The 21,116-nt window shown below is 53.5% G+C and carries 24 protein-coding genes; all 24 read right to left on the bottom strand.

Annotated elements, in window-relative coordinates; translation table 11 throughout:
- Window positions 1–102: 102 nt before the first annotated feature.
- Complete coding sequence (locus tag AB2B48_RS02095) at window positions 103–3,624, bottom strand: host specificity protein J (protein WP_368300663.1); 3,522 nt, start codon at window positions 3,622–3,624, stop codon at window positions 103–105.
- Window positions 3,625–3,681: 57 nt separating this feature from the next.
- Window positions 3,682–4,290, bottom strand: coding sequence for a tail assembly protein (locus tag AB2B48_RS02090; RefSeq protein ID WP_368300662.1), 609 nt, complete (start codon window positions 4,288–4,290; stop codon window positions 3,682–3,684).
- A complete protein-coding gene (locus tag AB2B48_RS02085) occupies window positions 4,280–4,987 on the bottom strand; it encodes a C40 family peptidase (protein ID WP_368301893.1) in 708 nt (235 codons plus the stop codon). The genes AB2B48_RS02090 and AB2B48_RS02085 overlap by 11 nt, the downstream gene beginning before the upstream one ends.
- A gap of 3 nt (window positions 4,988–4,990) precedes the next feature.
- On the bottom strand, window positions 4,991–5,740 hold the full coding sequence (locus AB2B48_RS02080) for a phage minor tail protein L (protein ID WP_368300661.1): 750 nt from the start codon (window positions 5,738–5,740) through the stop codon (window positions 4,991–4,993).
- A gap of 72 nt (window positions 5,741–5,812) precedes the next feature.
- Window positions 5,813–6,163 (bottom strand): hypothetical protein, encoded by a 351-nt coding sequence (locus AB2B48_RS02075; RefSeq protein WP_368300660.1) that lies wholly within the window; start codon window positions 6,161–6,163, stop codon window positions 5,813–5,815.
- An 8-nt stretch (window positions 6,164–6,171) separates the two neighbouring features.
- Complete coding sequence (locus AB2B48_RS02070) at window positions 6,172–6,519, bottom strand: phage tail protein (RefSeq protein WP_368300659.1); 348 nt, start codon at window positions 6,517–6,519, stop codon at window positions 6,172–6,174.
- Window positions 6,519–9,500, bottom strand: a complete 2,982-nt coding sequence (locus AB2B48_RS02065) for a phage tail tape measure protein (protein ID WP_368300658.1) — start codon at window positions 9,498–9,500, stop codon at window positions 6,519–6,521. Before AB2B48_RS02065 ends, AB2B48_RS02070 begins: the two co-directional genes overlap by 1 nt.
- 231 nt (window positions 9,501–9,731) lie before the next feature.
- Entirely contained in the window at window positions 9,732–10,076 is a 345-nt protein-coding gene (locus tag AB2B48_RS02060) for a phage tail protein (protein WP_202216087.1), read from the bottom strand.
- A gap of 54 nt (window positions 10,077–10,130) precedes the next feature.
- Window positions 10,131–10,610 carry a phage tail protein gene (locus AB2B48_RS02055; RefSeq protein WP_325920672.1) on the bottom strand — a complete coding sequence of 160 codons (480 nt, stop codon included), beginning with the start codon at window positions 10,608–10,610 and terminating at the stop codon, window positions 10,131–10,133.
- Window positions 10,611–10,623: 13 nt separating this feature from the next.
- Window positions 10,624–11,034, bottom strand: coding sequence for an HK97-gp10 family putative phage morphogenesis protein (locus AB2B48_RS02050; protein WP_325920673.1), 411 nt, complete (start codon window positions 11,032–11,034; stop codon window positions 10,624–10,626).
- 5 nt (window positions 11,035–11,039) lie between these two features.
- The gene (locus tag AB2B48_RS02045) at window positions 11,040–11,420 is read right to left on the bottom strand and encodes a hypothetical protein (protein WP_368300657.1); all 381 of its coding nucleotides are present in this window, start codon (window positions 11,418–11,420) and stop codon (window positions 11,040–11,042) included.
- The gene (locus AB2B48_RS02040) at window positions 11,413–11,745 is read right to left on the bottom strand and encodes a phage head closure protein (RefSeq protein WP_368300656.1); all 333 of its coding nucleotides are present in this window, start codon (window positions 11,743–11,745) and stop codon (window positions 11,413–11,415) included. Before AB2B48_RS02040 ends, AB2B48_RS02045 begins: the two co-directional genes overlap by 8 nt.
- Window positions 11,742–12,068, bottom strand: coding sequence for a head-tail connector protein (locus AB2B48_RS02035; RefSeq protein WP_368300655.1), 327 nt, complete (start codon window positions 12,066–12,068; stop codon window positions 11,742–11,744). The genes AB2B48_RS02040 and AB2B48_RS02035 overlap by 4 nt, the downstream gene beginning before the upstream one ends.
- The gene (locus AB2B48_RS02030) at window positions 12,068–12,304 is read right to left on the bottom strand and encodes a hypothetical protein (protein ID WP_368300654.1); all 237 of its coding nucleotides are present in this window, start codon (window positions 12,302–12,304) and stop codon (window positions 12,068–12,070) included. Before AB2B48_RS02030 ends, AB2B48_RS02035 begins: the two co-directional genes overlap by 1 nt.
- Before the next feature lie 41 nt (window positions 12,305–12,345).
- Window positions 12,346–13,566 carry a phage major capsid protein gene (locus tag AB2B48_RS02025; RefSeq protein WP_270501988.1) on the bottom strand — a complete coding sequence of 407 codons (1,221 nt, stop codon included), beginning with the start codon at window positions 13,564–13,566 and terminating at the stop codon, window positions 12,346–12,348.
- 9 nt (window positions 13,567–13,575) lie between these two features.
- The gene (locus AB2B48_RS02020) at window positions 13,576–14,424 is read right to left on the bottom strand and encodes a head maturation protease, ClpP-related (RefSeq protein ID WP_368300653.1); all 849 of its coding nucleotides are present in this window, start codon (window positions 14,422–14,424) and stop codon (window positions 13,576–13,578) included.
- A gap of 13 nt (window positions 14,425–14,437) precedes the next feature.
- Entirely contained in the window at window positions 14,438–15,742 is a 1,305-nt protein-coding gene (locus AB2B48_RS02015; RefSeq protein WP_368300652.1) for a phage portal protein, read from the bottom strand.
- Window positions 15,742–17,487 (bottom strand): terminase large subunit, encoded by a 1,746-nt coding sequence (locus AB2B48_RS02010; RefSeq protein ID WP_368300651.1) that lies wholly within the window; start codon window positions 17,485–17,487, stop codon window positions 15,742–15,744. The genes AB2B48_RS02015 and AB2B48_RS02010 overlap by 1 nt, the downstream gene beginning before the upstream one ends.
- Window positions 17,438–17,905, bottom strand: a complete 468-nt coding sequence (locus tag AB2B48_RS02005) for a phage terminase small subunit P27 family (protein WP_325920681.1) — start codon at window positions 17,903–17,905, stop codon at window positions 17,438–17,440. The genes AB2B48_RS02010 and AB2B48_RS02005 overlap by 50 nt, the downstream gene beginning before the upstream one ends.
- 129 nt (window positions 17,906–18,034) lie before the next feature.
- A complete protein-coding gene (locus tag AB2B48_RS02000; RefSeq protein WP_368300650.1) occupies window positions 18,035–18,391 on the bottom strand; it encodes an HNH endonuclease in 357 nt (118 codons plus the stop codon).
- Window positions 18,391–18,924: a DUF2514 domain-containing protein gene (locus AB2B48_RS01995; protein WP_368300649.1), complete on the bottom strand. Its 534-nt coding sequence runs from the start codon at window positions 18,922–18,924 to the stop codon at window positions 18,391–18,393. The genes AB2B48_RS02000 and AB2B48_RS01995 overlap by 1 nt, the downstream gene beginning before the upstream one ends.
- Complete coding sequence (locus tag AB2B48_RS01990; RefSeq protein WP_368300648.1) at window positions 18,903–19,439, bottom strand: lysozyme; 537 nt, start codon at window positions 19,437–19,439, stop codon at window positions 18,903–18,905. The genes AB2B48_RS01995 and AB2B48_RS01990 overlap by 22 nt, the downstream gene beginning before the upstream one ends.
- Window positions 19,439–19,654 (bottom strand): class II holin family protein, encoded by a 216-nt coding sequence (locus tag AB2B48_RS01985; protein WP_166514170.1) that lies wholly within the window; start codon window positions 19,652–19,654, stop codon window positions 19,439–19,441. Before AB2B48_RS01985 ends, AB2B48_RS01990 begins: the two co-directional genes overlap by 1 nt.
- 789 nt (window positions 19,655–20,443) lie before the next feature.
- Complete coding sequence (locus tag AB2B48_RS01980; RefSeq protein WP_172728736.1) at window positions 20,444–20,866, bottom strand: hypothetical protein; 423 nt, start codon at window positions 20,864–20,866, stop codon at window positions 20,444–20,446.
- Window positions 20,867–21,116: the final 250 nt, after the last annotated feature.

Genomic DNA, 21,116 nt, shown 5'->3' with positions numbered 1-21,116 from the left:
CTTGTCAATTTTTAGATATGAGGAATCCTGCGCGGAACACGCAAAAATTAATGATATGAAGCGAGAAAATACTAGGAACAAAGGGACCAATCGGTCCCTTTTTTATGAGAACGAACCACTACCACGAGCTACGATCATTGTGGGGGAATATATAATTCCCTGCGCGGCGTCAGTTGTCGATAATGATATTGATGCGTTTATTGTTGCTGATGTTGTGGATATGGCGTGCATATACGTTGTAAATGTGCTCGCTCCAGTGTAACTCTTTGAATTTCCATTTATTGTTATTGTTACACCACCGGCTGTCCTCCCCGTGAACATCACACAAACATTACGAGTAACGGCCTCCTGAGTGCTATCGGTATAATTCATATACCTAGTGATAGTCCTGTTCCCCGACCCCAAAAAGTCAGGCCAAACGTTCATATTGGCAATATCACCGATGAACTTTTCAGCCTGCACGGTTCCCTTGAACGTACCGTCTGTGGCGTTAATTTTCCCGGTAAACTCACCGTCCGTTGCATACACTTTGCCGCGAATAGTTACGTTATTCAGCTCAGCATCGCCCGATTTTGGCAAATTCCAGCCAGCTCCATTTTCGCCACTCACGAAATTTGTTGATTTCAGCGTGTCGCTAATTTTACCGAAGTTGATAGAGGCTTCCTCGAAGACCCCATCCTGAATAAACACTTGGCCGCCCTTCGCCGCAAACGGCGAGAATAGCTTGTCACCGCTGCCGGAGAGCAGCACGAACTCTTCTGCGTTAAACGCAACGCGGGCAACAGGTGGCTTTCCGGGCTGAGCTATGGCGGCAATCGACATACCCGCGTTAATTTCCTGTCCGTTGAATTTCACCCCGACACGAAGCGTGTGAATAGCGCTGGCGCCGTCAGAGTCAACCATGGCGGTCAATTTGTCAGAAATTGCCGCCGTGTTGGTTGCTACTTGTGCCTTCAGGTCGGTGCCTAGTTCAGCCATGGCTTCGTCGACTTTCGCCACAGTGGTCGCTACTTGCAAAATCTCGGCGCGTACCGGGCCAAGCTGCGCAAACTGGCTATGCAAAATGCTTCCACCTGCCAGCGCGTTCTGCCAGCTTGCTTCCAGGCTACCCTCAACACTTTCTGTAAGACGCTGCCCATCCTCGGACGTCATCAGGCCATCCACAAGATCGCCAAGAACATCGCCAGTGACGGCACTCGATACACCCCGGACAAAATCAGTCCAGTCGGATGGGTTTCCGATACGGTCAATAATACGCGCCCGGTACCAGAATTCCTGCCCAGCTCGAAGCCCGGTTTGCGTATAAGTAGACTGCGGATAGGTCACGTTGCTTAATAGCAAAGCAGCATCAGCATCCTGCTGCAGAGCATACTGCACCTCCGTACAAAGCGAGTCCTCAGCACCTGTCGGGATAGCCCAATCAATACGAATCCCCCACAATAGCCCGGTAGCGCGCAGATTAACTGGTACAGGTGGTTTTCCCGTTTTACCGTCCAGCTGAACCTCTTTTGACACTGCCCACATGGAGGCAATATCCATGGCATTGATTGCCCGGACACGCACTATGTAGCGGCCAGCGTAAATACCATCGACCTCCATGCGCGTATTGCCGGTTCGGTTTGCATTAATCCAGTCACCGGAATTCTGGCGCCACTGGACCTCATACGCCACCGCGTTCGCTGCCGGGTCCCAACTGACTACCATTGTGTTAATACCGATCCCCTGATCTACCCGGTATTCGCTGGTAATTTCGATGTTTGTTGGCATCGGCTGACTACTTGGTGGGACTACGGTCACAGGGCGGTCCTCAACAATCGCTCCGTCGTCAATTTTCGGAAACTTATTCGGGTTGTACGGCAGCCCGGATATAGTCACCTGGTCATCACTGCCAATGGCCACCCGCCGAACCCTGAACAACTGGATGGCCAGATCCTGCTGGTCTATTACCCACCCCGATTCAGTATCAGGTAGCGTACTGTACGCCGATACCACCGTTACCGCCCGACCAGAAACTGATTTAATCAATCGCCCTTCAGCCTTGCCGGTTGGCAGGTTGATAATCAGATTGTCACCGGCAACAGCAGCCGTCTTTCTGTCCAGTGTGATTTTGGTACCATCAGCCGCAGTGACACGGCCACCATTCGCTCTACCTGCTAGCGGTGCGTTATTAACGCCGATAACCTTTCCAACGCGCGGAATACGCCCTTCAAATCCAGTCTTGAACTCAACCGCATTATCATCGCGGTTCGTTTCAATAGCCCACAGGCCGCGGCGCTGGGCTTCACTTTCACGCGTGCAACCGACAGCGGTCATCTCCATCGTATTGAAGCCGAAGCGAGATGAAACCTCCTGGACATGAACGCTGGCTTGATCATCGTTATAACCATTCGCCGGGTTGCTGTATGTCACAATCGCCGCGGAGTAGTTGGTACGCTCCGATGTGCTGGAGAAGTTGAATGATCCGATGATGTTGGATTTGCTGAAGACAAAATCCGGGTCCAGTTCCCGCGGCATATCCGCATCAACAGAAAGCAGATTGTTAGACCAGCTGATCATGCCTCGGAAAATCGCAACTAAATCCATCAGCACAGTCCAGGCATCTGTCCTCTGGGTTATATAGAGGTCACACAGATAGCGCGCCTCCTTACCCCCTACGCCATCAGAAACCTCTTCATCGCAGTACTGCGCAATTTTATAGAGCGTCCACTTATCGACCTGACTCGCCGAAATGCGGCGGCCAAGGCCAAATCGGACACGGGTTACGATGTCGTAAAAGATCCAGGCTGGGTTATTTGTCCATGCCCATTTGAACGTCCCGTCCCATGTTCCGTTATACGTCCGGTTAATCGGGTCATAATTCGACGGTATGCGGACAATAACCCCTTTCATTTTGACGGTAACGGTTGGTGTACGACCGTCAAACAGCTGGGAGTCGAACTGCACGAAAAGCAGAGAGGTGTTCGGATAACGCAGCTTGGCATCAACGATATCCGTTATTGATTCAATACGCGTGGTGTCAGCGTGGCGCCCGTCGGTTGAGTTGCTGGTCAGTCGGCGAACGCGAATTTGCCAGCCAGTTTGCGCCGGCGGAAGATCGATACGATAGCTTCGCTCGTAACCAGTGTTTGCAATACCGCTCGCTTTATCCCGGCCATATTCTGTGTATGTGCTGCCATCTGTCGAAATGTCGACCGCATACTCAACGCTATACCCATTTTTACCGCCTGAGTCGCGCATAGCATAAAGCCCGTTGGGGAATTTGATACGCAGGCGCACAGCAGACAGCTGGGTATTGGTTATCGATTTAACCCATGGCGTACCGTATTTCAGCTCAGTTGATACTGATACCTCGTTCTCAACCGCCGGGAAGCCAGAAATATACTCCTGGTCGACCGTTCCGCTTCGCCATTCCCAGGTGACACCGGGAAAATTTTTATTACCGGAATCATCCAGCAGAGGCGTGCCATCGAGATAAATATCTTTCCCGGTAAATCCGCCGGCCGCTTCACCTTCAGTCAGCGCCAGCAGGATTTTCATGTACGCAACGGAGGCAATTTCGGTACCACGGTTTTCTCCTTTATCGCTGCTGCCGCTGCTGCCACCTTTTGCGCCAATAATTTCCATCGCTAACTCCAGACAAAAAAAATCCCGTCGAAACGGGATGATTGGATGAGGGTATCTTTAGTTTTTGTTTTCGGCGTATATGCCACCGCTAATCAGCACACCGCCGATCTCTCGAATGCCATAGAGAAGAGGAACTGCGTTACCTGCAGCAACCTGGTTCGCCGGCGCGCCAAACGAGTAGCTCTTCCTGGTTTCCTTCGCTTCGCTTGTGAGCCCTTGTGTACCGGTGGGAACGAGCATCTGCGAGATCCCGCCCAGCGCCATAACAGCCCCGACCTTAAACATGAAGTTACTCACCCCGATACCGATTCCGGGCATCCATATCGCAGCAGCAATCAATGCCGCACCGAGAAGCACAGAGAACATGCCGGCTTTTTTACTGCCGACAGTGACTGGAGCAATGCGGATCACCTCGGCAACGCCATCAAGTTTTAAGTCATCCTCGCTGATATTCACCTTGCCGTTGAAAACGGTATAGCCCACGCCGCGTTCATTACTGGTTTCCAGATAGCGTTCGAAGCCGGGTAGCATGATGGCCAGCGCGCGAACGGCCTCCCGAACAGAGGATACTGAAAGCCTGTGTTCACGACCGAACATCGCGCCCAGCTTGCCATAAAGGCGGACCAGCACAATTTTTTCAACAGAGTTAAGAGACTCACTGCTCATTGCGATACCTCAGCGTTAACAGCGTACGCTCGCGCCACATGCCACCGTAAGGAACGATGTCACTCAGGCGGCCGTACATATGGTGGAACATCTTTCCGTCCCCCAGGTAAATTCCAGCATGGTTTATTTCGTCAGCTTTGTACTGCATCAGGATAACGTCACCAGGCTGCAGCTCACCGGCATGCGAGTAAAACCCCGCCTCTGCATAGTGCCGGACGTAAAGATTCTCGCCACGCGTCCACCAGTTATCAGAGCGCTCAAAATCAGGAAGGTCTATCCCGCGTTCCTGCTTATACCAGTCACGGATCAGCCCGTAGCAGTCCCAGCTGCCATGGATAAACGGACGCTTCAGCAGCGGCGGCCTGTCAGCTGGGGTGGTGACGGTATGCTCTCCGGATGGCCACGACATAATGACCCACGGCAGGCCGCTTTCATGGCACTGCTTCAGGTCCTCTGCAGAGGCATGTGGGCCAGCATCCGGGTGAGAATGCACAACCGCCAGAACTTCACCGGCATCTTCAGCATCAGCCCAGGCTTCGGCACTTATCCGGAAAAAATCAGCTGGTTCTTCGTGGGTATTTTCACAGGGGATATACCGGCGCTGGCGTCCTGCCCGGATAATCAACCCGCAGCACTCCTGCGGGTACGCCTTCGCGGCGTGGAGCTGGATGGCAGTGATCAGTCGCTGACTCAACATCATTCACATCCTTATCAACGCAATGGCCGGGAAGCCACCGAACGGCAGCTGCTCTTTATCTCCCCAGCGGAGTTTGCAGCCGGCAACGGTGCCGGGGCATTCGTCCTGCGCCGGGTTATCCACCGGGTTGCCGAACTTATCGAAGTAGTTTGTGCCGGTGTAGCCGCAGTCAGCGCCGCGGTACTGCCCCTGCAGGCACCAGGCGCAGCGACTGAGCATCTGGCGCCCAGGTAGTTTCTGCCCGGTCACATCAACGGGGGACGATAATTTGAACTGGACGGTGGTGTCGTTCTCCGCCGCTTTGCTGTCGATGTACCAGACCTCTACGCTATCAGCGGTCGGGTCGGCGCTGGGGTTGCCGTCGGGGAAGTTCTCCGCATCAAGATAATGCGCGTAGGTACGGTGAACCGTGACTTTGGCCTGTTTCATGTCCTGGAACATGCCACACAGCGAAGAGATCGAGCCGTCCAGGTTGGCCACCGATAATTTCGGTGTGGCCGGCGAGCCGTCGCCGTTGGATTCCATGTCTTCAATCCTGCACGGCCAGGCATCGTAGCGCACGCCCTGCCAGAAAATAGGCTTACCGGGAAGCAGGCTGGCATCATCGCCGGCGGCAATGATTTCGTCGGCGGTGTAGGGTGTGGCGTGGTTGTGGAAGTAGAGCACGTCGGCCCCGAATGCGGTGCCGTCCACCTCGTACAATTCAATCTTGCTGCCGGGTTCTAATTTCTGGTCATCAGCTGCGATACCCATGGGTTCTCCTGATTTGTTCTGGTCCCAATAACGAAAAACCCCGCAGAGCGGGGTTTTTATGAGGCTTATTACTTAAGCTTTATATCCAATATCCGTACAAATTTTATCCATCATATTGTCGCTTCGGATTGATACATCAGCGGAGATAATATTACCCTTGCTATCGTTCTTTACTCCCACCAGCATCAGAGCTTTTCCAGCAAATCCACCATAGGAGTTTTTGGCATTAACATGGGCGCAGTAAATATCCCCCCCTTTATAATCCTGCCAATAAAACGAAGCGCTATCAGGATCTTTCAGTTGCTGTTTGGCAACTTGCTCGATTAACCCTTTCTCTTTTACCGTCAACTCACGCGCTGTAGCCCCAGATGCCACTGCAATCGCAAGACAGGCGATAATGGCACCACCTATTTTCCGTTTCATACGTCCCTCTATGAGTCCTCGGCTCTATATGCCGTCACAAATGTAACAGCAAGCGACATGCGCGCAAAATCGATTACCGTAGGTTTGATCTGGGTTGCACGATACAACCCCAACTCGCCCAGTGGGTTAATCCATTTAAACGCACGCGTTTCGCCGTGCTCTCTGACAAATTTCAGGATAGGACGAATATCGTCATTCAGCCCGACAAACGTCAGGGGCCACGACTGAGTCTCGGAGTTAATACCATCCCCAGTAACCTGCTCATAGCCATCACCATATTGCGCTGACCGGGTGCGAAACTGGAGATCGCCAACAGGGCCATTTCTCGGTGACCAGGCGAATGTTTCCAGCGCCATTATCCCCCTCCCTTAATTGCATTCAGGATCATGCCGTTATTCGACAGCTCACGGTCCAGCACGCTGTAACAAACCAGTTTGATCTGGGATAACGCCTCGAGGCTCATAGCCTCATCACTGGTTTTCTCCTGACCTTTTGACTGCTGGGTTGCCGCTGCGCCCTGCTTAATCACCTGCAGCGGGATGTTGACCGTAACGCTGATGTTTCGATCATCGCTGCCGGCATCTTCATTACTGGAAGGACGGGCGACACTACCACCGACCAGACCGCCGTCTGCATACCCGCTACCATAGGTAAGCTGGTTCAGGAAATTCAGCATACCGGGCTTTTGCACAACGTTCTGAGGTACAACCCATTCCCCCTTATGCACAACACCAGCAACATCATGCTTGCCACCATCACCGGTATAACCGCCATCAGCCCAGCCAAACCAACTGCCAATACCCAGCGCCGATGAACCAGACTTTACCGCGTTCATCACCATCATTTTAGTAATCATCTGGCCGATATCATTGATGACCGATACCGCAAACGACTTAAAGTCACCTTTACCTTTAGATGCAAAGTTCCACAACGCATTGCCCATGCCATCCATCGCATTGATGGCAATATCCCGTGTCATGGCAAACTGATTTTCGGCATCTTCGCGCCACTCCTGCAGGCCGCTTTTCATGCCATCAATCCAGGACCCTTCAACCTCTTTCTTCCGCTGCGCTCCAGAACGAACAATCTCAAGCTGCTTTTTTTCTTCCTCATCTAAAACGGAAGACTGTTTTATATAAAGCGCTGATGATTTATCACTCTGCTGCTTATCCAATTGCTCACGCTCTTTCGTAAATCGCTCGCGAACCTGCTGTTCAGCAACCAACTGGTCATATGCAGCAGAGCTCATTGTCATTTGAGCGACTCGGTTGCTGTATTCCTGCTGTAACTGGATAGTCGAACGATAAAGCTCCTGATTCTGCTCCTGCATTTGCAGGCCGATTTTCCGCTGCGCGTTGGCGCGATCCAGGCTGGCGTTAATTTGCAGTTGGTTGCGAAGCTCGGTTTCCTGTGCCAGCAGGCTGCGCTGCCCGGCGGTCAGGATGCGCTTCTCTTTAAGATCGGCAACTTCCTGGTTGAACTGCAGCAGCTTGCGCTCGCTGTTTGTCAGATCTTCCGTCTGGTCGTTCTGCGTTCGCAGCACCGCCTCTTCCTGCTTAAGCTCCTGCAGGCGACGTGTGGCGGTGTCGTCGGAATAGGCTTTCTCGCGGGCTTTCTTCTGCTCGGCATACATCTTATTGACGCCAGCCATTGCCTGCGTGTATTCAGCTGTCCCTTTCGTATAGTTCGCGTTGACCAGTGCAATGGCGTCAGCGCGTTCTTTCTCACGCGATACACCCGCTTTCATCAGACCTGATAGGGTGTTTTCATCCTTCAGGCGCTTCGTCAGCTCGTCGCGCTCTTTCTTCCGTTGCTGGTAGAGTTTTTCCGCTTCCTCGCGCTGCTTGATAGCGGGGTCTTCGGTTGGCGTCAGATCAACATTAGCGCCAGCAGCCATTGCCTGCGCGGTCGCCATGTGCGCATCGCCCATGGTTTTGAACGCGTCAGCTACGAAATTTTTAAGCGATTTCCAGGAGCCCTCAAGCAGACCGACCTGGCTTTCCTGCTCTTTGAGCTTCTGGGACACGTCATCCATGGCCGCCTGCTGTAACAAGGCAGTGGCCTCGGTCGTTTTCCCCTGGCGGTTGAGCGTCACAATCTGGTCGATCATGCTGCTATTCAGCAAAATCCCCTGGTCAGTCAGCTTTTGCAGTGCTGCAAGGGGATCGCCGCTGAGGCTGGAAAGCAACGTCACCAGATCATCAGAGCTTTGCCCTATTTCTTCCATGCGGGTACCGAGCCCCGCCACCTGATCCAGAATGTCGCCGCCGAACCCCGCACCGACCGCAGCAGTAACGGACTTAACCGCGCCAGCGGTATCACCCAGACGGGAGACAAGGTTCTGCAGGTACATCACGTTCATCACAGACTGCTGCCCGGACTTCTGCAGCGCCTTGTTGAATCCGTCGATTTCCTCCTGGCTGCGTGAGAACGCAGTATAAATCGCGGTACCGGCACCAGCTGCCGCCATCACCGCAAGCCCTATCGGACCACCGACCATGGCCAGTGCGCCACGTAACAGCCCGGCGCTGGCAGCAGCCGCACGTTGACCCAATGACAATTCCTGGCTAACAACGGCCAGATTCCGGGTAGACGACGCCAGCTGCAGTTTGCCGTCAGATTCAGCGATATCAGCCGCCAGTACGGCTTTCGTTGCCTCAGCCAGACTGTTTTTCCCTTTGGCTTCAGCCAAATTAGCTTCGTTGATTGTCCTGGAGTTTTTAACATGCTCTTCCTGGTAATCAACGGTCATTCCGTACTGCTTGTTTACCTCGGCCTGCTTGGCGTAATACTCATCTAGCGCAAACGCGCGCTCGCGGTCAGCCTTTGCTGCTTCGATTGTTTTAACCGCCGCGTTCTGCTTCGCTATGGCTTCTTCACGGAGGCTTCTGGCGTTGGTGATAACGCCCTGCGCGGCGTCCACCTGTGCTGCGGTGAACTCAATCTGGGCCTGTCGCTGGCTTTTAAGGCCATTCACACTGTTTGATAGCGCGGTACTCATCCCCTCGCTGAGCGACGTTACCAGCGCGTTTGCTATCGAGCTGCCGGCTACGTTGCTGCCAGCCGAAATGCTGGCCAGCAGGCCGCGCATCTCACCAAGCCCGGTCAGGCGCTGATCAACGGTGCGCCCGAGTTTGTTAAAGTCAGCATCGAGGCCGGTGATCCCCTTGCTTACCCCTTCGTATGACTGGCGGGTAGTTTTGGCGTCCGCCTGCGCCTTTCGGTTGAACTGCTGCGCGCCACTGTCAGCCGACCGCATCGCATCAGCAAACTGCGATTTGAAGCTGGCCGAATTAAGGTGAAGCGCAACAGCCAACGATGCAACATCAGCAGCCATTTCCTAAGATCCTCAGACAATCAGCGAACTGCTGAACGCCCTCAGACGGTGCAACAGCAGGCTGCGGTGATGGTGGTTGTGGTGGTTCGCCAGCGATTTCCGTTTTGAGAAGGTTAAAATAGGCTTCCCAATACGTGAGAATATGCGCCGGCAGATCACTCAGTTTGCGCGGGTCAGGCTCGCCCCAGCGGTCTGCCAGCATGAACAGCAGACGGAGCCGGGGCGAGTGGGTTAGTTTTTTTCCGCTTCCTCTGGTGTGCCATAGGAATAACGCTGAACCGCGGTGATGGCTGTCAGCAAGTCTGCAGAGGCATGCGCATCCAGCAGTTCTTCTGCCGTCGGCAGGTCTTTTTTGCCAGGGCGTGTACCGTCTTCATTAACCAGCGCCTGCAGGAACAAGCTGGCCCCCAGAATGGAGAGCTGGCGTGATGTTTGCCCCTCTTTTCGGGCTGCATCAACCGTATCGTTATAGTTATCCAGCTCGGTGTTAGTCAGGCGACGGATAAACACCTTCTGGCCGAGTAGCGTTTTTTCCGTCGTGGTATTCAGGGGTTTAGTGAGCGATTTGTAGTTCATGACGATGATCCTGATGATGAATAGGGGGATTAGCTTCCGGGAACGACGATTAAATTATTCGCCGCCTGGGTCTGGCGCTTCTGGGGTAACCGTCCATTTCAGCTTGTTCTGCTTACCGTAAACCTCCAGCTGCAGCACCTTGCCTTTTGGGGAATCGACGGTTTGCATGCTCCAGCCCGCCAGAACAAGCTGAATCTCCGCCATGCGACTGTTCGGGAACTCCATGAAGAAGACAACCGTTTCCTTAGCAGTAGCAGCGGCAAGCAGCGCCTCCTGCGTGGTGTCGGTTGGGTCATCAATGAAGACCAGCGTTTTATCTTCGCCCTCACCCATATCAGCCATGTATTTGGGTTCGGTATCAATCAGGCGGGTAACTTCAATAAACGTCCCTTTGTTGCCGGTGGCCCCGATGGCCGTAGCCGACTGCAACAGCTTCGCCGTTGCAAGCGTTGCGCCCACGGCGCCGTAAGATACACGGGTACCCGCCGGGAGAGATGCATACTCCGAGGGGGATTTGATGTTTTCATCTGCCATATGTTTTCTCCGGTTATTGACCTTCCAGCCCGATGCGGATTTCTGTCGCCAGTACCTGCAGGACTTTCTGAACGTTGTAATCCAGCGCCGGGCGAATAAACGGTTTGGCCACCTGCTTAACAGTGCCAAACTCTTGTGCCAGGGCTTTCATGTGATGGGTTTTGCTGGGACCGACACGCAGCGTGACGATCGTGTTATAGCGGGAGGTTTCGGCTACGTTGGTACTGCGAATTTTGATGCTATCGCGCATGTGTGGCCCGATGCTTTCTGTATCGAAACCGGCGTTACTGAGCATGTCCTGCTGCACGACTTTCAGCGCTTCGCGCCCTGCATCACGCAGCAGCTTCACGCCCACTTTTTTATCGATAGCTTCCAGAATCCGATCGAAATCCTTCCCTGAAGGGAATTTAATTTCAATATCCATACGGGTTAGTCCGGAACGGTAAACGTAAAATCGCGAATAACGCAGTACTGCACGCGCCCGTTGGTTAATGTCACTTTGTTCTGCTGGATGCCGCCGCGCTCGACGTACTGGACCGGGTAACCTTCCAGCTGTCCGTGAATCAGTTTTTGCCACTCACCCCACATCGCCTTATCGAGCAGCAGCGCGCGGGTGTAGTCATCAATCAGATACAGATTGATTTGCATCCGAACATCAATCAGACCAGTGCGAACCAGGCCATCACCGACTTGTGGATCAGATATCCGCTGGAAGGTCACCCCCTCCTGCACAACATCGGGCAGCAGCAGGGGGTAAACATCCAGTCCGGTAATACGTTCCAGCGCAGGCTTAATCGCGAACTCAATCATGCCGGATCTCCCGTTCTGCGGTGATCACGATGCGATCAGGTTCCTGCCGGTTGACGGCGCGGACTGTGTAGGATGCGCCGGACCATAAAACCTTCCAGTCAATTTCTACATCTGCACACGCCCGGCAAGTAAAAAGCCAGGTTTCAACAACCTGCTGCTGATCCAGCGTTCGGACCTTCTTATTTGATACCGACTCGGCTTTTGCCCACACAGTGGCCACGTGGATAAGGCCGCCAGCGATCACTTCACCCAATGGCCCCCGCGATACCTCCTGCCGCTGCAGCTTAATGCGTTTATCCAGCTCGCCAGCGCGCAAGGAACTCATAGGCCATAAATCCGATAAGGCTGCAGCAATGATTCAACGGCGAAAGGCATTTCTGCCACCGTTTGCCCTACCACGACAGATTCACGGTTTGCATACCAATGACCGATGAGCAGCAGCATCGCCGCTTTCACATCGTCGCCGTACAGGATGGCGTCTTCATCTTCTGCGTACCCGGGGCTATCTTTCGTTTCGTAGAGAGTACGGCGCGTCCAGGTTTCAACATAGCGCGCCGCGGCGCCGCAATAGGTAGTCAGAAGGGTGTCTTCATCGACAAAATCGGGATCAATGCGGCAGTGCTGTTTAACCACATTAATATCGAGCATTATTTTTTCGCCTTCTTGTCGGTTTTAACATCGACAGGTTCGGCCTGCTCCTGCTCCTGCTCCTGCTCCTGCTCCTGCTCCTGCTCCTGCTCGTCAGGAGTCTGCCCGGTTACCTCTGCCGCGTAACCTTTTAGCTTCAGTTCGCGACCATGTGATTCATTGGTCTCGAACTCCTGCCCTTCTGTCAAAACTGTGCCACCGAAGAAAATCGGTTTAATAGATTTCAGTTTCATCATTCATTCCCGGTTTCAGGCGGCCCGGAGGCCGCCATAATGAGTTACTCACCGCCACCAGCAGCAGCGACCGTAAACGCACCATACACAAAGGCTTCCGGACGTTTGACGGCCAGCGCCAGACGTTCTTCGCAACGGATGGTGATCATGTTTTTCTCGAAATCGTCGGCGTTCTCAGTGGAGATCACGACGTTCGTTTCTTCACGGTCAAAGATCTGCGCGCCAGCGCTAAACGCGCCGGTCATGAACTTACCTTTAAACGCTGCCGCTTCCGTGGCGACCACCGGCAGTCCCCACAGCGTCGGGCCAGTCAAGGCTGCTGGGTTTGCCAGGATATAACGGCCCAGGCTGTCTTTCGTCAGCTCAATCTTCGCCCAGTCGATAAAGTGAAGAACGTGGCCGGATGCCGGGAAGCGTGCCAGCTGCGCCTGCAGCATTGCCAGGCGGAGATCGTCGATACCATTCTGGTTCTCAACCTGGAACTCAGCCGCATACGCCGACGCCTGTGGAATGATGCCGTCCAGGTGAGCGCCAGTGCCGTCGCCGAACAGGATTTCCTGCTCTTCGACATACTTCAGGCCATAGCGCATTTCCGCATCGACCTGTGATTTCAGCTGTGAGAAGTCATCAAGGATCTGTTTAGAAGCCTTGAACAGGTGGGCGATAGTGCGGACCGGCGTGATTTTTTCCGCAAATTCAATATCGCTGTACGGCTTGGTCGTGTTTTCTGCGACCGCTGCAGCTTTATTGGTAAAGCCGGTTTGCTGGACCCAATAAATGGTATTTGAGCCCGTTGTCCCCGGCGCGATCAGGTCACGGATAAACAGACGCTGTTTTGGCGCGGTGTCGATACCTGGTAAACGCTCCGGCGCCACGATAGTGCCGGGAACGTCACTGGAGATCAGCGCCGCATTGACCGGAATAGACAGACGCTGGCTCGCTGCCACACTACCGGCAAACGTTTTAAGCGCTTCGGCAGAAATAACCTGCTGCCCCACGCTTTCAACAACCTGTTTTGCATTAGCCAGCGGCATCTGCGCAACATGCTGCTCCAGTTCGCCCATCGCAGCCTTCAGCGTTTTTTCTGCTTCACGCAGCGCATTGAACTCTGACGCCATCTTATCGACAGCCGCTTTCGTTTCTTCTGAAAGCTGGCCAGATTTTTTTGCCTCTTTCAGCGCATCTTCGGCTTTGGCATTAAACTTGCCCGTCGCCTCTTCAATGCTGGCGGTGACTTTTTTCAGGATTTCATTAACTTCAGACATAAGTGGTCCTTAATTGGCAAACGCAGCCAGGGCGTTTTCGAGTGAATTGATGGTTTCTGGTTTGATGTCGTCGGCAGCGCCCGGCGTACCGTCTGGAGGTATGGCAGCGCCAGGCATACCACTGGATAAGGCTTTGATCAGTTTCCGGCGCTCAGCGCGCGGGGTATTTGTTTTTGCCAGCATGGCGTCAATCTTGCGCAGCGCAGCTGCTGGGGAATCGTTGCCGTCACTGATTGCATCAGCGGATAGCAGACTGTCAGCCAGCCCTTTGTCTATCGCATCACTGCCGCCGATGTAGCTTTCGGCATCCATCAGTTTCTGAACCGTCGGCATATCCAGCCCGGAACGCGCAGAATAGATATCGGCCATAGCGGTATCGAAGGGCTCGAGGGCCTTGGCTAACTCCGCAAAATCATGCCGGTTACCCATCGCCATAACCCAGCTGTTATGGATCATCAGGAACGCGCCGCGACCTATCTGAATGTCATCACCGGCCATCGCAATAATCGACGCAGCACTGGCTGCAATGCCCAGCACTTTCACCGTCACCTTGCCTGCGTAATCCCGCAGCAGGTTGTAGATAGCCAGCCCTTCAAACATATCGCCACCGGGCGAGTTAATGTTCACCGTGACATCGGCGCCATTCATTGTTCGCAGCGCACCGGCGATCCGCTTGGCGGTGACACCTTCGCCCCAATAGTCCTGCCCGATAACATCAAAAATGGAAATGCTGTAATCATCAGTGCTAGCGGCCTTGATACCACCGTCCCAGCGCTCAAGCGCTGATGCAATCGGCTCGCTTGTTACCCGCGCGCAGGGTCGCCCCACCGGCGCGGCCGGAAGTTGTTTTTTGCTCATTTGGGAAATGCTCCTAAGCAGCCTGTTTTAGTGGTGATTGCTCAAAAGGAATGTCGGGGAATACGAGGTTATGAACTTCTTTCAGAACCATGGCCTGAACGACAGGATTACTGGTTTCCAGATTTTTCAACGGGGTCAGGTTCAACTGAACCGTGTAGATATCACCACCTTCAATCGGTGACATATTCTCCAGCCGGCGAACATCGTTGCGCGACATCCAGCCGTTTTGCAGCGCGCTGGTGTAGTACGCCGCACGCCCCGCGCTGTCGGCACGAAGCAGACCTTCAACGGAGAACTCAGCAAACAGATCATCGTCACCATTCAGCAGGCAACGCGCTATTTCCTGTTCGATATTCACCAGCAGCGGTCGCAGCGTGTGGGTCAGGAAAAGAAGGTTCATCCCTTCCAGACTCGATGCCCAGCTGCTTTGTTTGGTGGTATGTCCGACCATGTACGGCGGCACGCGGAACCAGCGGCAGATCTCTTCGATACTGAAAGAGCGGCTTTCCAGCAGCTGCGCGGCCTCCGGATTCATCGTCACGTTCTGGTATGTCAGTTTGTTTTCCAGCACCATCAGCTTGCCGGCGTTTTTCGAACCGATAAACGACTGCAGGTTTTTTCGCAGACGGTCGCGCTGATCTTTTGTTAGTGCGTTTTCAGAAGATAAAAAGCCGGTGCTCTGCAGCCCATTCTCGAAAATTTTCGCTGCAGCCTCATCAACCGACATCGCTGCGCCGAACACATCAACACCCGCCATGGTTGGCATCATGCCGCACACACCATCAAGGCCGAACCCCCGGATATGCATCATCCGATCCGTGGGGATAACCCGCTTCACCCCGTTTTCGGTGTACGTGTACTGCAGCTGGCCGGTATCCAGTCGTTTAACCACCATGTTCTGTGGTAGCAGCGGCACCAGTGATACCAGTTTTTTACCAATAAACAGCTTTTCTACAAACGCATTACCACGCAGACAAACGCTGGCCACCACCATAAGCATGAAACGTGATGGCGTCATTTCCGGATTTGGCCGGCGGCAAAGTACCTGGTACGCGGCGTTGTTTTGCGCCAGTTTTCGGGAGCCGTCCGGCTGGCGCTCATAAACTTTCAACGGAAGCGTAGAGATTGACTCACTAAGGAGCCGGACGCAGGCCCAGACGGACGACAGCTGCATGGCCTTATCGGCTGTGACGACCTTTCCGCTGCTGCTGGTCCCCATCCACTCTTTCCAGAACTCACCAGTTGTGAGGCTGATTGGCACGCCCAGCCAATTTAAAAGGGCGCCTTTTACGCGCCCGGGTTGCTTGTTCTTTGCCATCAGACACCCACTATGATCGGTTCGTCAAAAAAGCCCTCAATATCGCTGTCGTCAGACTCGTCACCTTCCGAAGCGCCAACAGCCATTGCCCCGGAAACCACGCCATCAATACGCCCGTTACTGCGGCGTTTACTGAATACCCGGTTCCCGCTTTTATCTTCCTCAATCACGGCATTCGCCGCGCACCAGCGAAGACAAGGATTCAGAACAATGGCGATCTGTTTCTCCATGATCAGCTGTTCAAACAGCTCGATAGAGTGCGGCATCCATAAACCGGACTCCGTTGATTTACCGAAGCCCTGCCCATGGGGAACCAGTGGAACCGTCACCCCCTCGTCGTCCAGTTCAGGCAGCAGATAATCAATGTGGTACCGGTCAAAGGCCACTTTCCTGATATCAAACATTGCGGCCAGTTCAGCGATGCGACGGGCAACAAACCCGTAATCGATCGCCGTACCCGGCGGTGCATGGATATGCCCTTCTCTTTCCCAGACATCGTAAGGGACGCGATCCAGCCTTGCGCGGTCATAGAGCGTATCGCGGGGCGTCCAGAACTCGGTGAGCAGCGTACTTATCGCCGGAAAATAAAGAGAAAGAGCCGTCAGGTCGCGCTTGCCGGACAGGTCAAGTCCGCCGTAACAGGTCTGCCCCCGTAATGACTCGAGACTGATTTCCTGCTCGCAGCGCATCCAGATATCGCCACCAATCCACGGATTTTCAGCATCTACCCACTGACAGAAGTTAAGGCGTCGAACCAGGCTTTCTTTTGCAGGCATCCCCCGCGCATCTTCCACTTGCTCACGCAGATAGTCAGGCAGGAAGGTATGCCCCATTGAGGGGTTTGCTTTCCCCCAGCAGGTTTCATCTTTGAAAGGATCATCGCCTTCATCGAGCGAACAAATAAACGCAAAGAACGCATCATTCTCGCTCTGCCCCGACGCTACTTTTTGCCCGTACTGATGGTAGTCATAACAGACGCTGGTCTTATCATGGCCACTATTTGTGATCATGAAAATCAGCGCCTGCCGGCGGCCCTTCGTACCGGCGCGCATCATCTCAACCGCGCGGTTATCTTTATGCTCGTGGATTTCATCAATCAGAGCACAATGCGGACGAGGGCCAGACTGCCCGTCGTCAGAACTGATAGGCCGGAAAAAAGAGCCATTTTGCAGGAATGCCAGATTCCACTCTTTACCCGCGCCGCCTGATTTCTGGATCCTGGACAATAACGCAGGGGACTGATCGACCATCGCCACCGCATCGCGAAACAGGATCATGGCCTGGTCTTTTTTGGTCGCAGCGGCGTATACCTCCGCGCGCGGCTCCTTGTCCGCCATCATGCAATAAAGGCCGACGCCAGCAGCAAGCGGGGATTTCCCCGAACCCTTCCCGGACTCCACATACACGGTACGGAAACGGCGGGTACCGTTGGCTCTTTTCCATCCGAAAATTGAGCCAACAATGAAACATTGCCAGGGAAGAAGTAAGAACGGCGCACCTTCATGCTCGCCGCCATTGAGTTTTAGCACCTGGGCGAAAAAGTTAATCGCGCGGGTGACGGAATCGACATCCCAGACAAGACCGCGTTTCTTCCCTTCTTTCAGATCGCGTAGATGCCGGTTACATGCATTCCGAATATCAGGACCAGCAACCACCTTCCCTTCGGAAACGTCCTGCGCGTACTTCGTAGCAGGATCAACCGAAGAACTGGTTGAGCGGGTCTTCTTTTTTGTCGTCGTCGCCATTCACTTTCACCTTAGTCCTGGCGGCAGGGGTAAGGCCAAATTCAACCAGGTAACTTTTAAATCGCCGATCCGCATCGGCCAGCATGGCAACCGCCGGGTTTGCCTTAATTAAAAAACCGCCCTCCGTTTGAACCGTGTAAGTTCTCCCTTCTTCAGCAATGGTGATACGCAGCTGCAGTATGTCAGCGTAAATATCACAAAGACGCTCGAGCGCCAGCGTATCGGCAACCGTCAGAATGCCCATGCCATCCAGCAGCATGGTCAGCTTTCCCCAGGCCACTTTCCCCCAATCCGTTAAATGGGATGGTGGGCTCGGTATTTCGCGTTCCGGCATCGGCTCTTTGTCGTTGAGTTTGCGTTTGCCCGGGTTGCCGGTTACCACTTTGAGGTGGGTCGGTTTCGGACGTCTTCCTGCCATCAGAACCTCCCAGAAAAAAACTTTTCATTTCGCGGTTGTGTGTAAAAAGGACGAGCGGCGGTCATTCGTAGCGAGGGGGGTGAACTCTTACCCCGCCCTCCCCACGGCGCTCTGGCGCGCTGCTGGTGGCTATCGCCTGAACCAGTGCGACGCAGGGTCGAGGGGCATGCCGCTGGCGTCACAGCCTATGGCAACCCCTCTCTTTTCCATGCGCTGCTTCGTTGAATCGTGGTGAGGCTTACATAAGCCTTGCCAGTTCTTCTGGTCCCAGAATAGCTTTTGGGCTTTTGATAGCGCCTCCTTGTCTCCCGAGCGCAGCGCCTCTTTCAACTTGTGCGGAATGATATGGTCCACCACTGTCGCGGCGGCAACCTTTCCCTGCTCCTGGCACATCACGCACAACGGGTGAGCACGCAGGAAAGCCTGTCGTCCTCGGTCCCACTTGCTGCCATAGATACGTGGGTCGCTATTACTTTTCACCGGCATCACCTCGCCTGCGGATTGTTGTTCGACTCTCTCACTGAGTCATAGATACGCTCACACGTCATTCCTGCCCGGTAGCTTTCGTCAGCTCGTCCAGCATAATATCGAGCTTCTTCTGCAAGACTTCCGAGCATGTCGGCGAGCATTGCGGCTTCAGCTCCTGCTGTTTTGCTTCTGACGGCAGCGGCAAGATCTGCGGTGTGCTTTGCGGCGTCCAGGTGGGCAGCGAGTTTTGTTGCTTCGACGTGCAGCTGCTTAACGCTGGCAGACAGGCCAGCAGAAGTAACGGCAGCACGCGCTGCTTGAGCTTGAGCATCTTTAACGGCCTCATCCCGGGCTATTGTTCGCCCATGTTCAATCATACGAGCAGCGGTCTGTGCGTTCGCTTCCTGTGAAGATTCCGCGCTATCCCGGTCAGCCCACTTTATTTTCCAGCTGCGGTTCGCCCACTCACTACCAGCGAGGAACGCACCAGACAATGCGACAACTACGATGATGCAGATGCTGGTGGGCTTCACTGGTCTATCCCCCAGCACGTTAGCGCGCTTTCCTGGTCCCGTCGTTCTACCTGCCCATAGCAGCCATTCTTCTGGCCTTTGGTCAGGCGGCAATCGCGGCCGCCGTCTTTAATCCACCAGCGGATAGCTTCACAGGCTCCTTTCGTATCGCCAGCGTTCATGCGCTTATAGAACGTTGATGGGTAGCATTTGCCCGGTCCGATGTTGTAAGGGCAGAACGATGCAATGCCGACCTTCTGCGGTTCCGTCAGCGGTACCTTGATATTGCGGTCAACCCACGCCAGTGCCTTGTCGCGCTCAATGGCGTTAACCTTTTTGCATTGGGCCTCGGTTGCGGTTTGACCTTTCACGACGGGCTTACCATCGATTACGGTGACGCCGTGACATAGCGACCAGATGCCACCGGGATCGACAACGGCCACCAGCGCATTGCCTTCTTTCTCGCTGATAAACTGGTCAAACAAAGCCGGAGCAGACGCGCCAGCTGCAAGGAGAGCCAACATCGCGGCACTCAATTTCGCTTTATTCGCCATCAGTTCTCCCGAGCGGCTTTGCGCCTGTCATCTTTGATTTTGAAATAGAGGTTTGTCAGGTACGTCATCAGGCCAAACATCAGACTTCCGAGAACGCCGATGGCAGCCCATTGCGACGGGCTGACTCTGTCCAGCAACTGAAGCACCCAGAATCCGGCGTTACCGGCTGATGCACCGTAGGCAATGCCTGTTGTCAGTTTGTCCATTCGATACATGCTCTCACCTCGCTGCGTGGCGGGTGCTGTGTGTGTTGGAAAGGGATCAGGCTCGCGGGCTCTTATGTCAAAGGGTAAGTTAGGAGTGATACCCAGAGCCTGAAATGAAAAATCCCCGGCATATGCCAGGGATTGAATGGTTTGATTGACTTATTTTGGTGGTAGTAACGGTCCCTCAAGGACCTCTGTGTCATCGCTATGGCAAATGCCAAATACCAGTGACTCGCTTCCCTGTTCCTAGGTCATCAAATGCCTCAGGTGTAAAGTATGCCACTTCAACGACACCATTATGCTGAATCCAGTAATAGCCGCGTTTCATCAACCTCCCCGCTTATCATCAATCATATCTCAGGATATTCATCCCATCTTCGTACAACTGTAGAGTCTAGACGTAACAAGTTCTGGTGACCTACAGTTCAAAGCTCAGGAGTAAATCCCAGGCTACGGGTTAGCATCCAGATACAGGAAGGAAAAAACCTGCTCCGGAGAGCAGACTTTTGGTAGGGTATATTTCACATCGCTTTACTACTCAAGGTTAAAGAAGAATGCGCCTGCCACCAACACCCCTGCGGCAATAAGTATTAAAATTGTCATTATCATTTTTCGTTGTAACCCATAAGCAATCATGGCCATTGCTAAGATCACTAGTGATAGCATTGGCCATGTGCTTTCAAGAAAAAACAGCATATCTATTGCTCATACCTAAGGCCCACTTTCATAAAGCCTACTCTATAGCCTAAAAAGATACCAGCGGTCATATCGTGGGTAGTTTGCTGTTTGTCTTGCAAATCAATCGTAGTCGCGATTTTCATCAAAACGACGATAGTGCTCTTGCCGATCCTGCTCTTCCATGTCAGCGATATCACAATCCTGAACCCATTGAGCAATACTCTCTTTCAACTCGCTCAAGTCTTCAGGGCGGTGGATCCGATAGTAACCCGAAGTATCATCGTCTTTCGTGAAAATGACTGTGAATGGATTTAACTTATCAGCATAAACGAGATAGATGTCATAGAATTCTGGCTCAATACCTGGCGAAAGATCATCTATGCGTTCTGATTCATCCCATTCAACTTCGACCTCCAGTAGCGCTACACCCAATCGTTCTTCAAGTTCGTCCTGGGCCAGAAACTCTGCGGCATCCGAATCAAACTGTTCGAGCTCTTCTTCGGTGAAAGTCCGAGTACGACTTCTCTCATAGCTATCCGTCATTTCCTGAATCCTTATGCTGTGTGGGTAAACATACAACGTAAAGAGTTACAGAAAGTGAATCAAGAAACAAATGCTGGAGGATTAGAATCCACCTATTTACAGGCTGTTCCAGCGAATAGCCCCGCCCCTTCAGGACTGAGGGCTAATTGAGGCCAGACCGCGTCTCTTATGTTCAGGGATAAATTAGGAGTGACTCCCGGTGCCTGATAATTAATAAGTCCACCATCTAGCAGCCTTTACATGAAGTGAA

The sequence above is a fragment of the Kluyvera sichuanensis genome, assembly GCF_040930405.1.
Classification (GTDB): Bacteria; Pseudomonadota; Gammaproteobacteria; order Enterobacterales; family Enterobacteriaceae; genus Kluyvera; species Kluyvera sichuanensis.
The sequence above is the reverse complement of the archived record's forward strand: the minus strand, read 5'-3'. Positions and strand labels throughout refer to the sequence as shown.